Raw genomic sequence first — 17,855 nt, forward strand, 5'->3', positions numbered from 1 at the left:
GGCGAATTCGCTCAGCGGGCGTGGCGTTGGCCGCGACGGCGATAGGTATCCAGGATCACGGCGACCACGATGACGGCGCCGGTGATGATGCGCTTCATCGGCTCGCTCACGCCAACCTGGGCCAGGCCCGCTTCCAGCACCGAGATGATCAATACGCCGATGAAGGTGCTGACGATGGAACCCCGGCCACCCATCAGGCTGGTGCCGCCGATGACGACCGCCGCGATGACTTGCAGCTCCATGCCCACGCCGCCGTTGGGATCGGCCGCTTCCAGGCGCGAGACCTGGAACAGCGCCGCGATACCGGCCAGCGCGCCCATCAGGGCGAAGGCCAGGATCTTGCTGGGATTGGGATTCACGCCGGACAGGCGCACCGCTTCTTCATTGGTGCCGATGCCGATCCAGTAGCGGCCCAGCACGGTGCGGGTCAGCACCAGTTGGGCGATGATCACGATGGCGATGGCCGACAGGAAGGCCGGCGACATGCCGAACAGAATCGGCGAGCTGATCACGTCCACCGCGCTGCCGATGTATTCGGTGCGCGAGTTGGTGACCTGGTAAGCCAGGCCACGAGCGATCTCCAGCACACCCAGCGAGACGATGAAGGAAGGAATGCGCCAGTGCACCGAGACCATTCCGGTCAGCGTGCCGCACAGCGCCGCCACCACCACGCCCAGCGGGGCCGCAGCGTACAACGGCCAGCCCCAGCGCACCATGGCCATGGACAGCATGGAGGCCGCCAGTGCCATCACCGAGCCGACCGAGAGGTCGATGCCGCCGATGATGAGGATGAAGGTCATGCCCACCGACATCACCACCAGCGGCGGGATGTCATTGGAAAGCGTGATGAAGGTCGCCGCACTGAGGAAGTTCTCGCTCAGGAAGGCGAACATCACGCACATGGCCAGCAAGGCCGCGATCAGGCCCAGGTAGTTCTTGAAACCGGCCAGGTAGGCCGCTTGCCGGCTGGCGGCGGGGGTAGAGGAAGAAGTTTGCATCTGTCTCGTTGATTCTTGGCAGTTGATAGTCGGGCCGAAGAGTGCGGCCACTCAGGCAGTATTGCCGGCCACGTGCGCCGCTGCGGCAGCTTCCTGGCGTCCCACATAACCGCTGAAGGCGGCCGCCAGGATGCGCTCCTGCGACCAGTCATCGCGGCTGAAGGTATCGGCAATGCGGCCTGCGCTCATGACGGCGATGCGGTCACAGATCTGCATCAGCTCGCGCAGGTCGCTGGAGACCACCAGCAAGCCCTTGCCCTGCGCCGCCAGTTCGGCAAAGAGGCGATAGATATCGGACTTGGCGCCGATGTCGATACCGCGCGTGGGTTCATCGAACAACATGATGGGGCAATCGCGGTACAGCCAGCGGGCGATCACCACCTTCTGCTGGTTGCCGCCCGACAGTTCGCCGGCGGCTTGCGCCACGCTGCCGCTGCGGATGCGCAGTTTCTTCACATAGTCCTGCGCCACGCTGCTCTCGGCCGCGTGATCGAGCATGCCGGCGCGGCTCACGCTGCCCAGATTGGCCAGCGAGGTATTGACGCTGATGGCTTGCGGCAGCAGCAGCCCCTGCCCTTTGCGGTCTTCGGTGACCATGGCGATACCGGCCTTCACCGCATCCTTGGGACTGCGGATGCGCGCAGGCTGCTGGCTGTCGCCAATGAAGATCTCGCCCTGATCGGCACGGTCTGCGCCAAAGATCAGGCGCAGGAGTTCGGTCCGGCCGGAGCCGATCAGGCCGGCAATGCCCAGCACTTCACCAGCATGCAGCGCCAGGCTGGCCGGCTGCACGACTGGAGCACGCCCGAGGCTACGAATGCGCAGCACCGGAGCGCCGATGTGGCGATGTTCGGCATCGAGGTCAACCTTGGTCAATTCACCGGCCATCAGTTGTACCAGTTGCTCGGTCGAATAGCGGCCGATGTCGTCATTGCAGACCAGCTTGCCATCGCGCAGAACGACGATGCGATCGGCGATGCGCTTCAATTCTTCCAGCCGGTGCGAGATGTAGATGATGGCCACACCTTCGGCGCGCAGGCGCTCGATGCGCGAGAACAGCAGTTCCACCTCGCGGTTGGTCAGCATGGCCGTGGGTTCATCCAAGATCAGGCAGCGGCAGCTGCCGATCAGGTTGCGGGCGATCTCGACCATCTGCTGGTGGCCCAGGCCCAGGTCGCCGACCGGCGTCCACGGGTCGAGCTCACCGAGTCCGACCACTTCCATCTGGGCGCGAGCGGCCTCGGCCAGCTTCTTGCGGTCGATCCAGCCGAAGCGGCGCGGCAGTTTTTCCAGGAACAGGTTTTCCGCAATCGACAGCGTGGGGATCAGGTTCAGTTCCTGCATCACCATGCGGATGCCCAGGCCTTCAGCCTGCGTGCGCGATGTCGGTTGATAGGGCTGGCCATCCAGCGTCATGCCGCCAGCGCTGGCATCGACCAGGCCGCAGATGATCTTGGAGAGCGTGCTCTTGCCGGCGCCGTTTTCGCCGGTCAAGGCCAGCACCTGGCCCGGACGCAGGTCCAGGTCAATGCCATCGAGCACCGGTGCGGCGTAGCTCTTGCCGATGCCGGACAAGGTCAGCAAGGGCGAAGCTTGGGAGGGAGAGTCGTTGGGCTGCATGGTTCTGTAGCGCACAAGGAGGGAGAGGCAAAGACCTGCGCCCGGTCACGGGCGCAGGTACCTTGCGGAGAAGACGCCAGGGGCGTCGGTATTACTTGGTGACCAGCGAGACCTTGGTCTCAACCACGCCACCCAGGGCGCTTTGCGGCTTCTTCTCGGTCACGGCCTTGAGGGCGGTCTCGATGCCGAAGACGGCTTGCTGCTGGGCGAACTGGTCCACGGTGGCCAGTACGCGGCCATCCTTCAACATCGGCTTGATGGCGTTGATGTTGTCGTAGCCCACCAGTTGCACCTTGCCGGTCTTGCCAGCGGCGCGGATGGCTGCCACGGCGCCCAGCGCCATGTTGTCATTGCCGGCCAGGATGGCCTTGATGTCCGGATGCGCGTTCAGGATCGACGCGGCGACCTTGTTGCCCTGGTCGATTTCCCACTGGCCCGACTGCACGGTCACGACATTCGCTCCGACATCCTTCATGGCATCCTGGAAGCCCAGTGTGCGCTGCTGTGCGTTGAAGGTGGTGGACACGCCTTCGATGATGGCGACCTTGTCACCCTTTTGCAGCTGCTTGCCCAGGTAGTCGCCAGCCAGCTTGGCGCCCTTGCGATTGTCGGGGCCCACGAACGGCACGGTGATGCCCTTTTCCTTCAGGGCGGCGTCGTCCAGCTTGTTGTCGATGTTGACCACGATGATGCCGGCGTCGATGGCCTTCTTGACCACCGGCACCAGGGCCTTGGAATCCGCCGGCGCGATCACCAGGGCATTGACCTTGGAGACGATCATCTGCTCGACGATCTTGATCTGGTTGGCGGTGTCCTGCTCGTCCTTGATGCCGTTGGCGATCAGGTCGAACTTGCTGGCGTTGGCCTTCTGGTATTCGCGGGCACCGTTCTCCATGTTCAGGAAGAACTCGTTGGCCAGCGACTTCATGACCAGGGCTACCTTGGGCTTGGCCGGAGTCTGTGCCATGGCGGCACCGGGAAGGACTGCACATGCCAGGGCGGCGATGGCGAAATGGCGGCGGGTGAATTTGTTCATCTGGGTCTCCAGTATTGATGTTGCCGGCGTTTCCTAGAAGATAGACGCCGTTATAAGTGCGCAAACGTTTGCGCGGAAAGGAGAATAGCACCGCAAAATAAGAAAATAAAGCTGCGGTGCAGCTTTTTTTCATCCTTGGAGATTGCGTGAGGAAGCCCGCTGCAGCCCTTCTCCACCGCCGAAACGGCGAACGGCGAGGAGCGCCGGCAAGACGCTCCCCGCCGTTCTGGCAGGCAAATTCAGGTGTCAAATGACAAGTCGACGATACGCGCGGGAGACCAGCACGGCACCGCTCCCATGTCCACGCCCTTGCGCGGGATGGGAAGCGGCATGCTTCAGGCCAGCACTGGTCCGGTACCCTCGCCTGGCGTCGATCACGCAGCGCCGGCGTTCATTCCGGCGTGCGTCAGGGTGAATGTTTGGAGGTCAGTGACCGAAATGGGTGCGGCGCCAGACATAAGCTCCGAAGGCACAGCTCCCCACGATCACGTACATCGCATACCACACCAGTGCCTGGCTACCGTAGCTCATGAGCAATTCCATCAGTTTCATGCTTGTCTCCTCTGCTTTTGATGGCCGGGCTGTTATTCGCCTGCCTTATCGTCCCAAGGGGTGAAAATGTCAAAAAGACAATATCCCCGGCTTGCTGCGGACGCTGTTGTCAGTAGTGTCAGCAGCGGCGCCCTTCCACGCCGCGCCGTTACAGGCCCGTGCAAGTATCTTGCTACTGCCAAAAGGTGATGTAAACAATCGCTTGTTCTGCGCAGCAGCAATTCATGGCCGAGCTGCCGGTCGACATTTCGTTGTCGTAGGGATTCACTTCGTCATGTGGAAGCGGAAGCCCGTCGGGACCCCATTTCCAGCCGGAATCGCACTAATGGTGTGCAAACAATTATTTTTTATATAATTTTTTGCATCGCAAAACAGAAAGTCGATATTTCGTCGCCAAATGGCGACTTTTCGTGTGTCTCAAGCGTATTGATGAGGTTTTTGATAGACAACACGCACAGTGGCCGCATGGAAAATGCGGGGCACCGTGATGTTCACGCTGGTGATATCTCTTTGCGCCACAAGACCAGTGTGCCCAGCAAGCCCGCCAGGATGGAGCCGCCCAGCACCCCCAGTTTGAGCTTGGCTTCGAAATCCGCACTCAATCCCTGAAAGGCCAGGCCGCCGATGAAGAGACTCATGGTGAAGCCGATGCCACACAGCATGCAGACGCCGATGAACTGCCGGGTACTGGCACCGGCCGGTGCTGCGGCCAGTCCGCTGCGGATCATCAGCCAGGCTGCACCGAAGACACCGATGGTCTTGCCCAGTACCAGTCCGCCGGCGATGCCGAGCGGGATCGGCTCAAACAGGTTGCCCAGCGACATGCCCTGGAAGGACACGCCGGCATTGGCGAAGGCAAACATGGGCAGCACAAGGAAGGCCACCCAGGGATGCAAGCCATGCTCCAGGGCACCCGCCAGCGGCTGGTCGTCGGCGTCGCGCATGGGAATGGCCAGCGCCGTGACCACCCCGGCCAGCGTGGCGTGGATGCCCGACTTGAGCACACACACCCAGATCACCAGACCGACGACGATGTAGATATCTGCGCGCCGCACGCCGCTGCGATTGAGCAGCAACAGGACCAGCGTCCCTACCCCGGCCCCGGCCAGCATGCCCAGTGAGAGGTTGTCGGTATAGAAGAGCGCGATGACCACGATGGCGCCCAGGTCATCGATGATGGCCACGGCGGTGAGGAAAACCTTGAGCGAGGTCGGAACCCGCGACCCCAGCAGCATCACGATACCGATCGCAAAGGCGATGTCGGTCGCCGCCGGAATGGCCCAGCCGCGCAGCGCTACCGGATCGCCCAGGTTGATGAGCGCATAGATCGCCGCCGGCACCACCATACCGCCCAAGGCCGCTGCCGCCGGCAGGACGGCCTGTTTGCGTGAGGCCAGTTCGCCTTCGACGAATTCGCGCTTGATTTCCAGACCGACCAGGAAGAAGAACACCGCCATCCACAGGTCGTTCACCCACAGCAGCAGCGGCTTGGACAAGACCACAAGACCACCGATGTCGACCTTGCCGGGAATGCGGGTGAAGGCCTCGTAGGTTTCTCGCCAGCTGCTGTTGCTGATGATCAGCGCCAGCACCGCAGCGATGGCCAGCACGATGCCGCCAGCGGCTTCATGCGCGAAGAAGCGGGTAAAGGCGTTGCCGCCGTGGGCCTGATGAGGGGATGTGGTCAATGCGGGCTCCTTGTTGTCGTCTTCAAAACAAGGCCTGACTGTAACAAAGGCCGAGGTCTTTCTCCAAACTTTCGGCCCCGGGGCTCGCGATGCGCGGACAAAAAAAATGGGCCGTCCCTCTCCACAGGAACGGCCCGACCCTCCACACCACAAACCTTCATGACGGCATTTTCAACCGCCCTATGCGCACGCATGCGGTGCGCATCTCTTCATCTTTTCGCCAATTAGCGATAAACCAGCACCGGTACCTTGCTATGCGCCAGCAGCTTCTGGGTCTGGCTGCCGAGCAGCAGGCGGCCCAGCGTGGAACGGGCCTTGGAGGCCATGATGATGGCATCGCAGTGCTCGCGTTCGGCCACGCGCATGATCTCCTCAAAGGGACGTCCACCCTGGGCCACCTGCACCGTGCAGGGGACACCTTCTTCACGGGCCATCGCGGTGATCATCTCGACGCTGGCCAGGGCGCGTTCGCGGCCGGCTTCATCGGTGCGCTCCACATCCACGCCGACGCTGACTTCAGGAATCGACAAGGCCCGCAGATTGCCTGCTACCGACAAGCCAACCAGGGTGCTGCCGCAGCTCTTGGCCAGCGCGATGGCGGCCTTGACGGATTCGTTGCACAGACGGGAACCATCGGTTGCCAACAGGATGTTCTTGAACATGATGACCTCAGCAGGTGACTGGATTGCGTTGACTTGGTATGACTGCATACTAAGCCTCGCCTGCATGAACGGATTTGACATGCATCAAGCCGCCCGGGCTGCAGCGCCGCAGCTGGCCTGCGTTTGCGCTGGATCAAATGGTACGGGCGCAGGCTCGCATCAGGGATGAAACGCCATGAAGCGCGTCACCAGCGCCTGCAGCACCGGCTTGAGCCGATCTACCAACGCTGCCTGCAACGCGTAAGGTGCGTGCTCCTGCATGTAGCTGCGCTGCGCCAATTCCAGTTGGAGGGCATGGACCTGCCGGGCGGGCTGGCCGTAATGACGAGTGATGTAGCCGCCTTTGAAGCGACCATTGAGTACGGCGGGAAACTGCGGTGCCAGTTGCTGCGCCAGCGCCAGCAAGTCTTCTCCAAGACCAGGTGCGCAGGCAGCACCGCTGGCAGTGCCGAAATTGAAGACCGGCAGTTCGCCCTCGAACAGATGCGGAATCACCGAGCGGATCGAGTGCGCATCCCACAGCAGCGCGTAGCCATGCACTGCCTTCAGGCGCGCCAGTTCGGCCTGCAGTGCCGCATGATAGGGATGCCAGTAGACCTGCAGGCGGCGTGCGACCTCGGCGGCATCCGGCTCACAGCCCTCGCGGTACAGCGGCAGGTTGTCGAATGTCGTCAGCGGACACAGCCCGGTGGTGTTCTGCCCCGGATACAGGCTCTGTCCGTCCGCTGGCCGGTTGAGATCGATCACGTAACGTGAATGAAAAGGACGAATCACCGAAGCACCAAGACCAACGGCAAAATCATAGAGCTCGGCGATATGCCAGTCGGTATCGTCCACCTGCAGGCCAACCGCACTAAAGGAGGCCAGCAACTCCTCCGGCAGACGGGTGCCCACGTGAGGCATGGAAATCAGCAGGGGCGAACTGCCCTGGTGCAGTTGGCAAATATCGTGCGGCATTACTGGCATCGTGCGGTCCTCAATCCTTCAACAATTCGGCAATCGCGCGGCGATAGGCGCGGCGCGCATCATCCTGCAAGGGGTGCTGCCCGGCGGTCACGACCTGGCGGCCACCCACGTAGACATCCTGGATGGGCTGGCCATCATGCTCGCAAAACACCAGGGCCGAGAGCAATTGCCCGGGGCTGCGATCGGCCAGGTTGACGTCGTCCCCGTCGAGGACCACGAAATCCGCCTGCTGCCCCACAGCCAGTCCGGCGACCGCGCGGCCGCTGGCAGCCGCACCGCCTGCCACGGCCTGGGCAAACAGGCGGTCGGCCGTGGCCGGTGACGCTTCGGAGGCCAGCACGTTGCGCCGGCGATGATGCAAGCGTTGTCCATACTCCAGCAGCCGCAATTCGGAACGCGGGTTGATGGCGATATTGCTGTCCGAGCCCAGGCCCCAGGGAGTCCGGGACTGCAAAAGCTGCCCGGCATCAATGATGCCATCGCCCAGATTGGCCTCGGTCGTCGGGCACAGTCCCACGATCGCACCACTGGCGGCCAGATCCAGGTATTCCCCTTGATCCATGTGGGTGGCGTGAATCAGGCACCAGCGCGCATCCACCTCCTGCAGCGACAGCAGCAATTGCACCGGACGCTGGCCGCACCAGGCCAGGCAATCCTGAATCTCGCGCCACTGCTCGGCGACGTGGATGTGAACGGGTGCGTCGCGTCCTCCCGGCTGCTGGCGCAGGCCGCTGACCAGTTCTTCCAGGCCTTGCGGCGATACCGCCCGCAGCGAATGCGGGGCTGCGCCATAGCGGCGCATCGGGTTCTCCGGCAAGGCGTGCAGCAGGCGCTCGCGCAGGGCCAGCAGGCCGTCAGGCGTAGCGATGAAGCGCGCCTGCTCCTGCGAACCCGGCTGGCCCCCGAAGCCGCCGTACTGGTACAGCACCGGCAGCAGGGTCATGCCGATGCCCGCCTCGGACGCCGCCTGCATCAGACGCAGCGCCAGTTCGGCGCGGTCGGCGTAGGGGCTGCCGCCCGGGGCGTGGTGCAGATAATGGAATTCGCAGACGGAGGTATAGCCCGCTTTGAGCATCTCGATATAGAGATGGCAGGCAATGGCGTGCAGGTGCTCCGGCTGCAGTCGCTGGGCAAAACGGTACATCAGCTTGCGCCAGCTCCAGAAGGAATCCGAAGGACTGCCCATGACCTCGGTCAGGCCGGCCATGGCGCGCTGGAAGGCATGCGAATGCAAGTTGGGCATGCCGGCAATCACCGGGCCGGATGCCTGAGCTGCTTCGCCGCGCGGACTGCGGACGCTGACCTCAATGAGGCGTCCCGAGTCATCCCAGCGCAGCAGGACGTCATGCTGCCAGCCATCCGGCAGCAAGGCCAGCGGGCAAAACAGGGCACGCGCCGATTGGCGAGGGAGCGCGTGCGCATGCGGCTGTGGATGTGCATGCAGGTGTTGCTGTGTTTGTTCGCCAAGCGATGCCATATGCTCACCTTTTATACTGGCGGTTTTGTAGTGTATGCCGGACACCGTTGTGCCGCTTGCAGCGGGTGGAATCAGAACGGCCTCGGCGCTTCAACGCTTACATGTGCTGGCCTTCCTTTGGCTTGGGGATGATGCAGACCAGCAGCACCACCGCCCCCGGCGCACACAGCAGATCGGGCATGCGCGCTCTGTGCCCTGGTTGCAGCCGCGCGAACTGGCCGGCGCGCAAGGCCTGTTGCAGACCGTCTTCATCGGAAAGGCAGGCGGCGCCTCTTGCCACGTACAACAAAGCGCTGTGGCTGGGCAGGCAACGCGAATTGCGCTCGTCCAGCATCACTACCCTGCCCTCGGCGACTTCACGCCGCACCATCAGGTTGAAGTCCAGCGTGGGCGCACCATGCATCCGCACCTGGATCGGCTGCTCGCCGGGGAAGTCGTAGGGCGCAAAGCAGTGCGCCAGATCGTGGACCTGCCGTCCCTCGCTGTGCAGCGTGAAACCGCCGCCTTCAAGCAGGACAATGGTGCGATCGATACCCTCGAAGGTGGAAAAATCTGCATCGCTACCGACGTCGGCCACGCTGGCCCGCCAGATAAAACTGGCGAAGTCGGCCTCCGGCGGCTCCACGCACAGTTCACGGGTCTGCCCGCCCTCGTTCTTCCAGGGGACGGCTGCCACGCTGGCCAGCTCGCCGACGAACGCTATCGCGCCGTGCTGCGGCACCCCGGAACCCGCCACCGCATCGGCTTTACCCGGCATGACCCACCTCGCGGGCCAGCATGGTTTGCAAGAAACTGCGGGTACGTGCCTCGCGCGGTGAAGTAAATATCTCGGAGGGCGGACCGGACTCGACGATGCTGCCGTGATCCATCACCACCACCACATCGGCCACCTCGCGCGCAAATCCCATCTCGTGCGTGACGATGAGCATGGTCATGCCGTCGCTGGCCAGGTCCTGCATCACCTGCAGCACTTCGCCGACCAGTTCCGGATCCAGCGCCGAGGTGGGCTCGTCGAAGAGCATCACCTTCGGTTCCATGGCCAGCGCACGGGCAATGGCCACGCGCTGCTTCTGGCCTCCGGACAAGGTGCCGGGATATTCCTTCGCCTTGTGTTCCAGCCCGACCTTCCTGAGCAGCCGCAGCCCCTGCTCCTGCGCCGCCTTGCGCGGCACGCCGCGCAGGCAGGTCGGTGCCAGGGTGATGTTGTCCAGCACGTTCAGGTGCGGGAACAGGTTGAAGGACTGGAATACCATGCCCACCTCGGCGCGCAGCGCATCGAGCATGGCTTCGGGCATCATGCGCCCGCCCTCGACCACCGTATGGCCGCCGACCACCACGGTGCCGCCCTCGGCGGTCTCCAGCCCGTTCAGGCAGCGCAGCAAGGTGCTCTTGCCACTGCCGCTGGGGCCGATGATGACGACCACCTGACTTGGGGCGACCGAAAAATCGATGTCCTTGAGCACGAGATGGCTGCCGAAGGATTTGCGCAAGCCTTTGATATCGACCACGCTGTGTTCCATCATACCCTCCCTTCGGAGCGCAGGACCTTCTCGATCCGGCGCAGCGCCAGCGTGGTCACGCTGGTCAGCACGAGATAGATCAGGGCAATGACCAGATAGGTTTCCAGCGAGCGGTAAGTAATGCTGATGATCTTCTCGCCCTCATGCATCAGGTCGGCGATGGTCAGCAACGACACCAGTGCCGAGTTCTTGATCAGCGCGATGAATTCATTGCCCAGCGGCGGAATCATGCGCACGAAGGCCTGCGGCAGGATCACGCGGCGCATCGCCATCCGATAAGGCAAGCCCAGCGAGCGTGCCGCTTCCATCTGGCCGCGTTCGATGGACTGGATCGAGCCACGCACGATTTCCGAAATATAGGCAGCGCTGTAGATACCGAGCCCGAGGATGCCGCACACATACGCCGGCAGAATCACGCCCACATGCGGCAATCCGAAGAACCACAGGAACAGTTGCACCAGCAAGGGCGTGCCTCGTACCAGCGTGAGATAGAAAGTACACAGACCATACAACAGCCGGCGCTGCGGATTGAGCCGCCCCAGGCCGGTCAGCAGGCCCAGCACGCACCCCAGCACCAGCGAGGCGGCGGTGATTTCCACGGTCACCATGGTGCCGTGGAGGAGCGAGGGCCAACTGTCCCAGACGCCCGAAAAATCCAGTTTCATGAAGTGCTCCGGCAAAAGGAGTCGCTTGCCCGGTCACGGCTGGCGGACCGGGTCGGCCATGCAGAGAGGAATGGAGGAGCCCGGCGACAACGCCAGGCCAGGTGCGCAGGAACTCAGTCCTTCCTGGCAAACCACTTGTCGGTCAGCGCATCGTAGGTGCCGTTCATGCGCAAGGTCTGCAGGGCCTTGTTGAGATGCTCGACCAGCGCGGTATCGTTCTTGCGCAGGGCAAAACCATACAGTTCGGTGGTCAATCCCTTGTCCAGCACACGTACCAGCGGCTGGGTGCGGGCATATTCGACGGCGGCCGGACGGCCGGTCACCACCGCATTGACGCGGCCGGTGGCCAGCAGGTCGAACATGGCCTGGTTCTTTTCCACTTCCACGCGTTCCACGCCGGGGAAGTTGTCACGCAGATAGCTCACCGATTTGGTGCCGACCTGGACCGAGACGCGCTTTCCCTTGTTCAGGTCTTCCGGCACCTTGATGCTGTTGTCGTCACGCCGCACCAGCACGGCCAGCCCACCCCGATAGTAGGGATCGCTGAAGGTAACCACCTTGCGGCGCTCGTCGGTCATGTAGATGGCCGAGGCAGCGATGTCGAAGCGGTTGGAAATGAGGCCGGGAATCAGGCCCTTGAAGTCGATGTCGATCCACTGGATCTTCTTGCCCATGGTTTTGGCCAGGGCTTCCATCAATTCGATATCGAAACCGGTACGTTTGCCATCCTTGACGAATTCCATCGGCGGGAAGGTGGCATCGGTACCGACACGGATCACGTTGTCGGCGGCACGGGCGGCAGGCGCGGCCGCCACCAGCAGAAACAGGCTGGCCGAGACGGCGCACAGCAGGCGGGAAAGCTTCATCATGAGTTCCTCGGTAGAAACGACGACATGGACTGGACGCCGGGGTACCGGCGCAATGGATTATTCATCCCTGGGCCCGGATGGGGCCCTCCCGCGTCCAGCCAGCACCGTCTCTCCGGACGGCGCAGCCTGACTGGCTTAAAAACGATTACATATGCGCTGGGCGGACTCCACCGTCATGCGGACCAGCTCCTGTTCGCGGTTACCCACGCGCAGGGCCGGAGCCATCAGGGTGATGGTGCCTTCCAGGCGGCCATTGGAAGTCATGATGGGTACCGAGACGCCCCACACGCCCAGGTCCACTTCACTCTCGCTGATGGAATAGCCGCGACGGCGAATCTCATCGAGCTGTGCTTCCAGCGCGGCGGCTTCCTCGGGCTTGTCGCCCAGCTGGTCAGCCACCAGTTTCTGTTGCAGCTTGCGTGGCATGAAGGCCAGCAGGCTCTTGGCCGATGCTCCCTTAAGCAAGGGATGTGCCCGGCCCTTGGTGAAGGAACAGCGCAGTGGCTGATCGCTTTCTTCCATGGCGATGCACACCATCTGGCCGTTGATCGGCACCAGCAGGCCCACGCTCTCCCCGCTGCGCTGGACCAGCGAAATGATTTCCTCGCGGCTCTGGCTGATGAGGTTGGAGTTCTGGTCGAACCCCCACGCCAGCTGCACCCCGGTCGGACCCGGCTCGAAGGTGCCGGAATTCATGTGCTCCTGCAACAGTCCCCATTTCTTGAGGGATGCCAGGTGGCGATAAACGGTACTGACCGGTTGTTGCACCATCGCAGCAATCTGCTTGGCACTGACGGGCTTGCCGGCACGGGCCACGCCGGCGAGTACGTGGAGAACGCGGTCAACGATGGTAGAGGTTTGTGGTGAGTCCATGGCGGCAATATAAGGTTAAATTCTCACTTTGGGCGAACGATTCCCGTATATGAGGAAATAAATAGAAAAATTTTGAGCTACTTTTTCATATATTCCCAGCGGGCGGCTGAATTTTCTCACCTGTAACGAAAATTGCCTCATGCTATTTTTTTACTAGGTAGTGCCGAAAATATTCTAGTGTCGACACTTCTTCCATTTTTCAGGCGAAGTGCTATGATTAAACGCATCAAATCCCTTGGATTGTTGACACGGTAAAAAACCCATGAGCGAGCTGATTGCACTGCCTGGTGCCGAACGTGAGGGAGAGACCCTCTCAGAACACGTTTTTCGCAAAATCCAGAGCGCCATCGTGCAGGGCGAGATCGCGCCCGGCAGCAAGATTTCCGAACCGGAACTGGCCCGCACCTATGGCATCAGCCGCGGACCGCTGCGCGAAGCCATCCACCGGCTGGAAGGCCAGAACCTGCTGGTGCGCGTGCCGCACGTGGGAGCGCGCGTGGTTTCACTGACCCTGGAAGGGCTGGTGGAACTGTTCCAGATCCGCGAATCGCTGGAAGGCATGGCTTGCCGCCTGGCGGCGCAGCGCATGAGCCGCGCCGAGCTGGACGAGCTGCGCCGGGTGCTGGAAACCCACGAGAAGGACGAAGCCTTCCAGGCCGGACGCGGCTATTACCAGCAGGAAGGCGACTACGACTTCCATTACAAGATCATCCAAGCCAGCGGCAACCAGATCCTCACGCGCATTCTCTGCGGCGAGTTGTACCAGCTGGCGCGCATGTATCGCATCCAGTATTCGGCCGCACCCAACCGGCCACGCCAGGCCTTTGCCGAACACCACCGCATCCTCGATGCCCTGGCCGATGGCGACGGCGAACTGGCCGACCTGCTGATGCGGCGTCACATCGGGGCCTCCCGCCGCAACATCGAACACCAGATCGCCCAGACCGGGCCCGGCAGTACCGGGCAGCAGCGCGATCAGGCCTGAACGCATTCCTCCACACAACAACCATTCCATCAACGAGACACGAGCCAACCGCCATGAATACCCAATACCGCAAGCAACTGCCGGGCACCCGACTGGATTATTTCGATGCCCGCGCCGCCGTGGAAGCGATCCGTCCTGGCGCATGGGAAACCCTGCCCTACACTTCCCGTGTGCTGGCAGAAAACCTGGTGCGCCGCTGTGATCCGGTGACCCTGACGGATTCACTGCGCCAGCTGATCGAACGCAAGCGTGAACTGGACTTCCCGTGGTTCCCGGCGCGCGTGGTGTGCCACGACATCCTGGGCCAGACCGCGCTGGTGGATCTGGCCGGCTTGCGCGACGCAATTGCCGACATGGGCGGCGACCCGGCCAAGGTCAACCCGGTGGTACCGGTGCAACTGATCGTGGACCACTCGCTGGCGGTGGAATGTGGCGGCGACGATCCGCAGGCCTTCGAAAAGAATCGCGCCATCGAAGACCGCCGCAATGAAGACCGCTTCCACTTCATCGACTGGACCAAGCTGGCGTTCGAAAACGTGGACGTGATCCCGCCCGGCAACGGCATCATGCACCAGATCAACCTGGAGAAGATGTCGCCGGTGATCCACGCCAAGGATGGCGTGGCCTTCCCCGACACCCTGGTCGGCACCGACAGCCACACCCCGCACGTGGACGCGCTGGGCGTGATCGCCATCGGCGTCGGTGGCCTCGAAGCGGAAAACGTCATGCTCGGCCGCGCCTCCTGGATGCGCCTGCCCGACATCATCGGCGTGGAACTGAGCGGCCGCCGCCAGCCCGGCATCACGGCCACCGACATCGTGCTCTCGCTGACCGAATTCCTGCGCAAGCAGAAGGTGGTGGGGGCCTATCTGGAATTTTATGGCGATGGCGCGGCCAGCCTGACGCTGGGGGATCGCGCCACCATCTCCAACATGGCCCCGGAGTATGGCGCGACGGCCGCCATGTTCTCCATCGATCAGCAGACCATCGACTACCTGAAGCTGACCGGTCGCGAAGATGAACAGGTCAAGCTGGTGGAAACCTATGCCAAGGAGGCGGGCCTGTGGTCCGATAGCCTCAGCAAGGCTGAATACGAGCGCGTGCTGCGCTTCGACCTCTCCACCGTGGTCCGCACCCTGGCCGGTCCCAGCAATCCGCACAAGCGCCTGCCGGTCTCCGAACTGGCCGCCCAAGGCATCGCCGGCAAGGTGGAGAACGAGCCAGGCAAGATGCCCGATGGGGCCGTCATCATCGCCGCCATCACCAGCTGCACCAACACCAGCAACCCGCGCAACGTGATCGCAGCCGCCCTGCTGGCACGCAATGCCAATCGCCTGGGCCTGACCCGCAAGCCGTGGGTCAAGAGCTCGCTGGCACCCGGCTCCAAGGCGGTGGAACTGTATCTGGAAGAAGCCGGCCTGACCGCTGACCTGGAAAAGCTGGGCTTCGGTATCGTCGCCTTCGCCTGCACCACCTGCAACGGCATGTCAGGCGCGCTCGATCCGAAGATCCAGCAGGAAATCATCGACCGCGACCTCTACAGCACTGCCGTACTGTCCGGCAACCGCAACTTCGATGGCCGCATCCACCCGTATGCCAAGCAGGCTTTCCTGGCCTCGCCGCCGCTGGTGGTGGCCTATGCCATTGCCGGCACCATCCGTTTCGATATCGAACAGGACGTGCTGGGCGTGACCGCCGAAGGGAAGGAAATCCGTCTCAAGGACATCTGGCCCAGCGACGAGGAAATCGATGCCGTGGTGGCCAGCGCAGTCAAGCCGCAGCAGTTCCGCAATGTCTACACCCCGATGTTCTCCGCCCGCGTGGACCGCAGCCAATCAGTCAGCCCGCTGTACGACTGGCGTCCGCAAAGCACCTACATCCGCCGTCCGCCCTACTGGGAAGGTGCGCTGGCCGGTGAGCGCACGCTCTCGGGCATGCGTCCGCTGGCCGTGCTGGGCGACAACATCACCACCGACCACCTCTCGCCCTCCAACGCCATCCTGCTCGACAGCGCGGCCGGCGAATACCTGGCCAAGATGGGCTTGCCGGAAGAAGACTTCAATTCCTACGCCACCCATCGCGGCGACCACCTGACCGCGCAGCGCGCCACCTTTGCCAATCCCAAGCTGTTCAACGAAATGGTCAGGAAGGCCGATGGCAGCGTGCAACAAGGTTCACTGGCGCGCCTGGAACCGGAAGGCAAAGTCATGCGCATGTGGGAAACCATCGAAACCTACATGGAACGCAAGCAGCCGCTGATCATCATTGCCGGGGCTGATTACGGCCAGGGTTCCTCGCGCGACTGGGCCGCCAAGGGCGTGCGCCTGGCGGGTGTGGAAGCCATCGTGGCCGAAGGCTTCGAACGCATCCACCGTACCAACCTGATCGGCATGGGCGTGCTGCCGCTGGAATTCAAGGCCGGCGAAAACCGCAATACCTACGCCATCGCCGGTACCGAAACCTATGACGTCATCGGCCAGCGCCGTCCGCGCGCCGACCTGACGCTGGTGATCCACCGCAAGAATGGCGAGCGTGTGGAAGTGCCGGTGACCTGCCGCCTCGATACCGCCGAAGAAGTGTCGATCTACGAAGCCGGCGGCGTGCTGCAACGCTTCGCCCAGGATTTCCTGGAAGCCTCCGCCAACGCCGGCCAGAACGCCAAGGAACAAGCATGAGCCAAGTCCCCCAGATCCGCATTGCCGCCACCTACCTGCGGGGCGGCACCAGCAAAGGCGTCTTCTTCAAGCTGGATGACCTGCCCGAAGCCGCCCGCGTCCCGGGCCCTGCGCGCGACAAGCTGCTGCAGCGCGTGATCGGCAGTCCCGATCCCTATGGCAAGCAGATCGATGGCATGGGCGGTGCGACTTCCAGCACCAGCAAGACAGTGATCATTTCACGCAGCGAGCGGCCGGGCCATGATGTCGACTACCTGTTCGGCCAGGTCTCCATCGACAAGGATTTCGTGGACTGGAGCGGCAATTGCGGCAACCTGTCCGCAGCCGTCGGCCCCTTCGCGATTTCCGCCGGGCTGGTGGACCCGTCCAAAGTGCCGCAGGACGGCGTGGCCGTCATCACCATCTGGCAGGCCAACATCGGCAAGACCATCGTGGCTCATGTGCCCATTCGCGGCGGACAGGTGCAGGAAACCGGCGACTTCGAACTGGATGGCGTGACCTTCCCCGCCGCTGAAGTCCAGCTGGAATTCATGGATCCGGCGGCCGAGGAAGAAGGCGCCGGCGGTGCCATGTTCCCCACCGGGAACGTGGTCGATACGCTGGAAGTGCCCGGCGTCGGCAGCTTCCAGGCCACCATGATCAATGCGGGCATCCCGACCATCTTCCTCAATGCCGACGAGATCGGCTATACCGGCACCGAACTGCAGGACGCCATCAACAGCGATCCCGCCGCGCTGGCCCGCTTCGAGACCATCCGCGCCCATGGAGCGATCCGCATGGGATTGATCAGCAAGGTGGAAGAAGCCGCGACCCGGCAGCACACGCCCAAGGTCGCGTTTGTTGCGCCGCCCAAGGAATATGTCTCTTCGAGCGGCAAGACCGTCACGGTACAGGATACCGACGTGCTGGTGCGTGCCATGTCCATGGGCAAGCTGCACCACGCCATGATGGGCACGGCTGCCGTGGCCATCGGCACGGCAGCCGCCATTCCCGGAACGCTCGTGAACCTGGCGGCCGGCGGCGGTGAACGCACCAGCGTACGCTTCGGCCATCCGTCCGGGACCTTGCGTGTCGGTGCGGAAGCGAAGCTGGAAGACGGCCAGTGGGTCGTCACCAAGGCCATCATGAGCCGCAGCGCGCGGGTGTTGATGGAGGGTTGGGTGCGGGTACCGGGGGACGCGTTCTGAGCCGAGGCTGCGGCCAGTGGCTGCAGACATGAAAAAGCCGGCCACCTTGCGGTGCCGGCTTGATCGGCTTGCGGGTCCAGGG

At 62.9% G+C, this 17,855-nt stretch carries 16 protein-coding genes; 3 read left to right on the plus strand and 13 right to left on the minus strand.

Going from position 1 to position 17,855, the window contains the following annotated elements; all coding sequences use genetic code 11:
- Positions 1-11: 11 nt before the first annotated feature.
- The 13 genes from MKD49_RS08650 to MKD49_RS08705 form a co-directional block, all read right to left on the minus strand.
- A complete protein-coding gene (locus tag MKD49_RS08650; RefSeq protein WP_121040189.1) occupies positions 12-998 on the minus strand; it encodes an ABC transporter permease in 987 nt (328 codons plus the stop codon).
- Between the two features lie 51 nt (positions 999-1,049).
- Positions 1,050-2,618, minus strand: a complete 1,569-nt coding sequence (locus MKD49_RS08655) for a sugar ABC transporter ATP-binding protein (protein ID WP_134222354.1) — start codon at positions 2,616-2,618, stop codon at positions 1,050-1,052.
- 91 nt (positions 2,619-2,709) lie between these two features.
- Entirely contained in the window at positions 2,710-3,654 is a 945-nt protein-coding gene (locus MKD49_RS08660) for a sugar ABC transporter substrate-binding protein (RefSeq protein ID WP_039788120.1), read from the minus strand.
- A gap of 426 nt (positions 3,655-4,080) precedes the next feature.
- The gene (locus tag MKD49_RS26435) at positions 4,081-4,206 is read right to left on the minus strand and encodes a hypothetical protein (protein WP_255475291.1); all 126 of its coding nucleotides are present in this window, start codon (positions 4,204-4,206) and stop codon (positions 4,081-4,083) included.
- Positions 4,207-4,697: 491 nt separating this feature from the next.
- Positions 4,698-5,894, minus strand: a complete 1,197-nt coding sequence (nhaA, locus tag MKD49_RS08665) for a Na+/H+ antiporter NhaA (protein WP_252696088.1) — start codon at positions 5,892-5,894, stop codon at positions 4,698-4,700.
- A gap of 224 nt (positions 5,895-6,118) precedes the next feature.
- Positions 6,119-6,556 carry a universal stress protein gene (locus MKD49_RS08670; RefSeq protein WP_034332574.1) on the minus strand — a complete coding sequence of 146 codons (438 nt, stop codon included), beginning with the start codon at positions 6,554-6,556 and terminating at the stop codon, positions 6,119-6,121.
- A gap of 159 nt (positions 6,557-6,715) precedes the next feature.
- Complete coding sequence (gene hutG / locus MKD49_RS08675; protein ID WP_252696089.1) at positions 6,716-7,513, minus strand: N-formylglutamate deformylase; 798 nt, start codon at positions 7,511-7,513, stop codon at positions 6,716-6,718.
- Between the two features lie 19 nt (positions 7,514-7,532).
- Positions 7,533-8,999, minus strand: coding sequence for a formimidoylglutamate deiminase (locus MKD49_RS08680; RefSeq protein ID WP_252696090.1), 1,467 nt, complete (start codon positions 8,997-8,999; stop codon positions 7,533-7,535).
- A 97-nt stretch (positions 9,000-9,096) separates the two neighbouring features.
- On the minus strand, positions 9,097-9,756 hold the full coding sequence (locus MKD49_RS08685; RefSeq protein WP_252696091.1) for a HutD family protein: 660 nt from the start codon (positions 9,754-9,756) through the stop codon (positions 9,097-9,099).
- Entirely contained in the window at positions 9,746-10,522 is a 777-nt protein-coding gene (locus MKD49_RS08690; protein ID WP_371925450.1) for an amino acid ABC transporter ATP-binding protein, read from the minus strand. The genes MKD49_RS08685 and MKD49_RS08690 overlap by 11 nt, the downstream gene beginning before the upstream one ends.
- Positions 10,519-11,184: an amino acid ABC transporter permease gene (locus MKD49_RS08695; protein WP_039788129.1), complete on the minus strand. Its 666-nt coding sequence runs from the start codon at positions 11,182-11,184 to the stop codon at positions 10,519-10,521. The genes MKD49_RS08690 and MKD49_RS08695 overlap by 4 nt, the downstream gene beginning before the upstream one ends.
- Positions 11,185-11,297: 113 nt before the next feature.
- Positions 11,298-12,050, minus strand: coding sequence for a glutamine ABC transporter substrate-binding protein (locus MKD49_RS08700; RefSeq protein WP_084320297.1), 753 nt, complete (start codon positions 12,048-12,050; stop codon positions 11,298-11,300).
- 138 nt (positions 12,051-12,188) lie between these two features.
- Positions 12,189-12,926, minus strand: a complete 738-nt coding sequence (locus tag MKD49_RS08705) for an IclR family transcriptional regulator (RefSeq protein ID WP_034332582.1) — start codon at positions 12,924-12,926, stop codon at positions 12,189-12,191.
- A 262-nt stretch (positions 12,927-13,188) separates the two neighbouring features.
- On the opposite strand from MKD49_RS08705, the gene MKD49_RS08710 reads away from it, so the two are divergent.
- The 3 genes from MKD49_RS08710 to prpF are packed head-to-tail and all read left to right on the plus strand — an operon-like array spanning position 13,189 to position 17,773.
- Positions 13,189-13,911, plus strand: a complete 723-nt coding sequence (locus MKD49_RS08710; RefSeq protein WP_034332584.1) for a GntR family transcriptional regulator — start codon at positions 13,189-13,191, stop codon at positions 13,909-13,911.
- A gap of 53 nt (positions 13,912-13,964) precedes the next feature.
- Complete coding sequence (gene acnD / locus MKD49_RS08715; protein WP_252696092.1) at positions 13,965-16,586, plus strand: Fe/S-dependent 2-methylisocitrate dehydratase AcnD; 2,622 nt, start codon at positions 13,965-13,967, stop codon at positions 16,584-16,586.
- Positions 16,583-17,773, plus strand: coding sequence for a 2-methylaconitate cis-trans isomerase PrpF (prpF, locus tag MKD49_RS08720; RefSeq protein WP_209568978.1), 1,191 nt, complete (start codon positions 16,583-16,585; stop codon positions 17,771-17,773). Before acnD ends, prpF begins: the two co-directional genes overlap by 4 nt.
- Positions 17,774-17,855: the final 82 nt, after the last annotated feature.

The organism is Herbaspirillum sp. WGmk3 (assembly GCF_023952535.1).
Lineage (GTDB): Bacteria > Pseudomonadota > Gammaproteobacteria > Burkholderiales > Burkholderiaceae_D > Herbaspirillum > Herbaspirillum huttiense.

What these genes read in the sequence shown, in the direction of transcription:
- MKD49_RS08650 (WP_121040189.1), bottom strand. Translation starts at nt 998, where the DNA reads ATGCAAACTTCTTCCTCTACCCCCGCCGCCAGCCGGCAAGCGGCCTAC.
- MKD49_RS08655 (WP_134222354.1), bottom strand. Translation starts at nt 2,618, where the DNA reads ATGCAGCCCAACGACTCTCCCTCCCAAGCTTCGCCCTTGCTGACCTTG.
- MKD49_RS08660 (WP_039788120.1), bottom strand. Translation starts at nt 3,654, where the DNA reads ATGAACAAATTCACCCGCCGCCATTTCGCCATCGCCGCCCTGGCATGT.
- MKD49_RS26435 (WP_255475291.1), bottom strand. Translation starts at nt 4,206, where the DNA reads ATGAAACTGATGGAATTGCTCATGAGCTACGGTAGCCAGGCACTGGTG.
- MKD49_RS08670 (WP_034332574.1), bottom strand. Translation starts at nt 6,556, where the DNA reads ATGTTCAAGAACATCCTGTTGGCAACCGATGGTTCCCGTCTGTGCAAC.
- hutG (WP_252696089.1), bottom strand. Translation starts at nt 7,513, where the DNA reads ATGCCGCACGATATTTGCCAACTGCACCAGGGCAGTTCGCCCCTGCTG.
- MKD49_RS08680 (WP_252696090.1), bottom strand. Translation starts at nt 8,999, where the DNA reads ATGGCATCGCTTGGCGAACAAACACAGCAACACCTGCATGCACATCCA.
- MKD49_RS08685 (WP_252696091.1), bottom strand. Translation starts at nt 9,756, where the DNA reads ATGCCGGGTAAAGCCGATGCGGTGGCGGGTTCCGGGGTGCCGCAGCAC.
- MKD49_RS08690 (WP_371925450.1), bottom strand. Translation starts at nt 10,522, where the DNA reads ATGATGGAACACAGCGTGGTCGATATCAAAGGCTTGCGCAAATCCTTC.
- MKD49_RS08695 (WP_039788129.1), bottom strand. Translation starts at nt 11,184, where the DNA reads ATGAAACTGGATTTTTCGGGCGTCTGGGACAGTTGGCCCTCGCTCCTC.
- MKD49_RS08700 (WP_084320297.1), bottom strand. Translation starts at nt 12,050, where the DNA reads ATGAAGCTTTCCCGCCTGCTGTGCGCCGTCTCGGCCAGCCTGTTTCTG.
- MKD49_RS08705 (WP_034332582.1), bottom strand. Translation starts at nt 12,926, where the DNA reads ATGGACTCACCACAAACCTCTACCATCGTTGACCGCGTTCTCCACGTA.
- MKD49_RS08710 (WP_034332584.1), top strand. Translation starts at nt 13,189, where the DNA reads ATGAGCGAGCTGATTGCACTGCCTGGTGCCGAACGTGAGGGAGAGACC.
- acnD (WP_252696092.1), top strand. Translation starts at nt 13,965, where the DNA reads ATGAATACCCAATACCGCAAGCAACTGCCGGGCACCCGACTGGATTAT.
- prpF (WP_209568978.1), top strand. Translation starts at nt 16,583, where the DNA reads ATGAGCCAAGTCCCCCAGATCCGCATTGCCGCCACCTACCTGCGGGGC.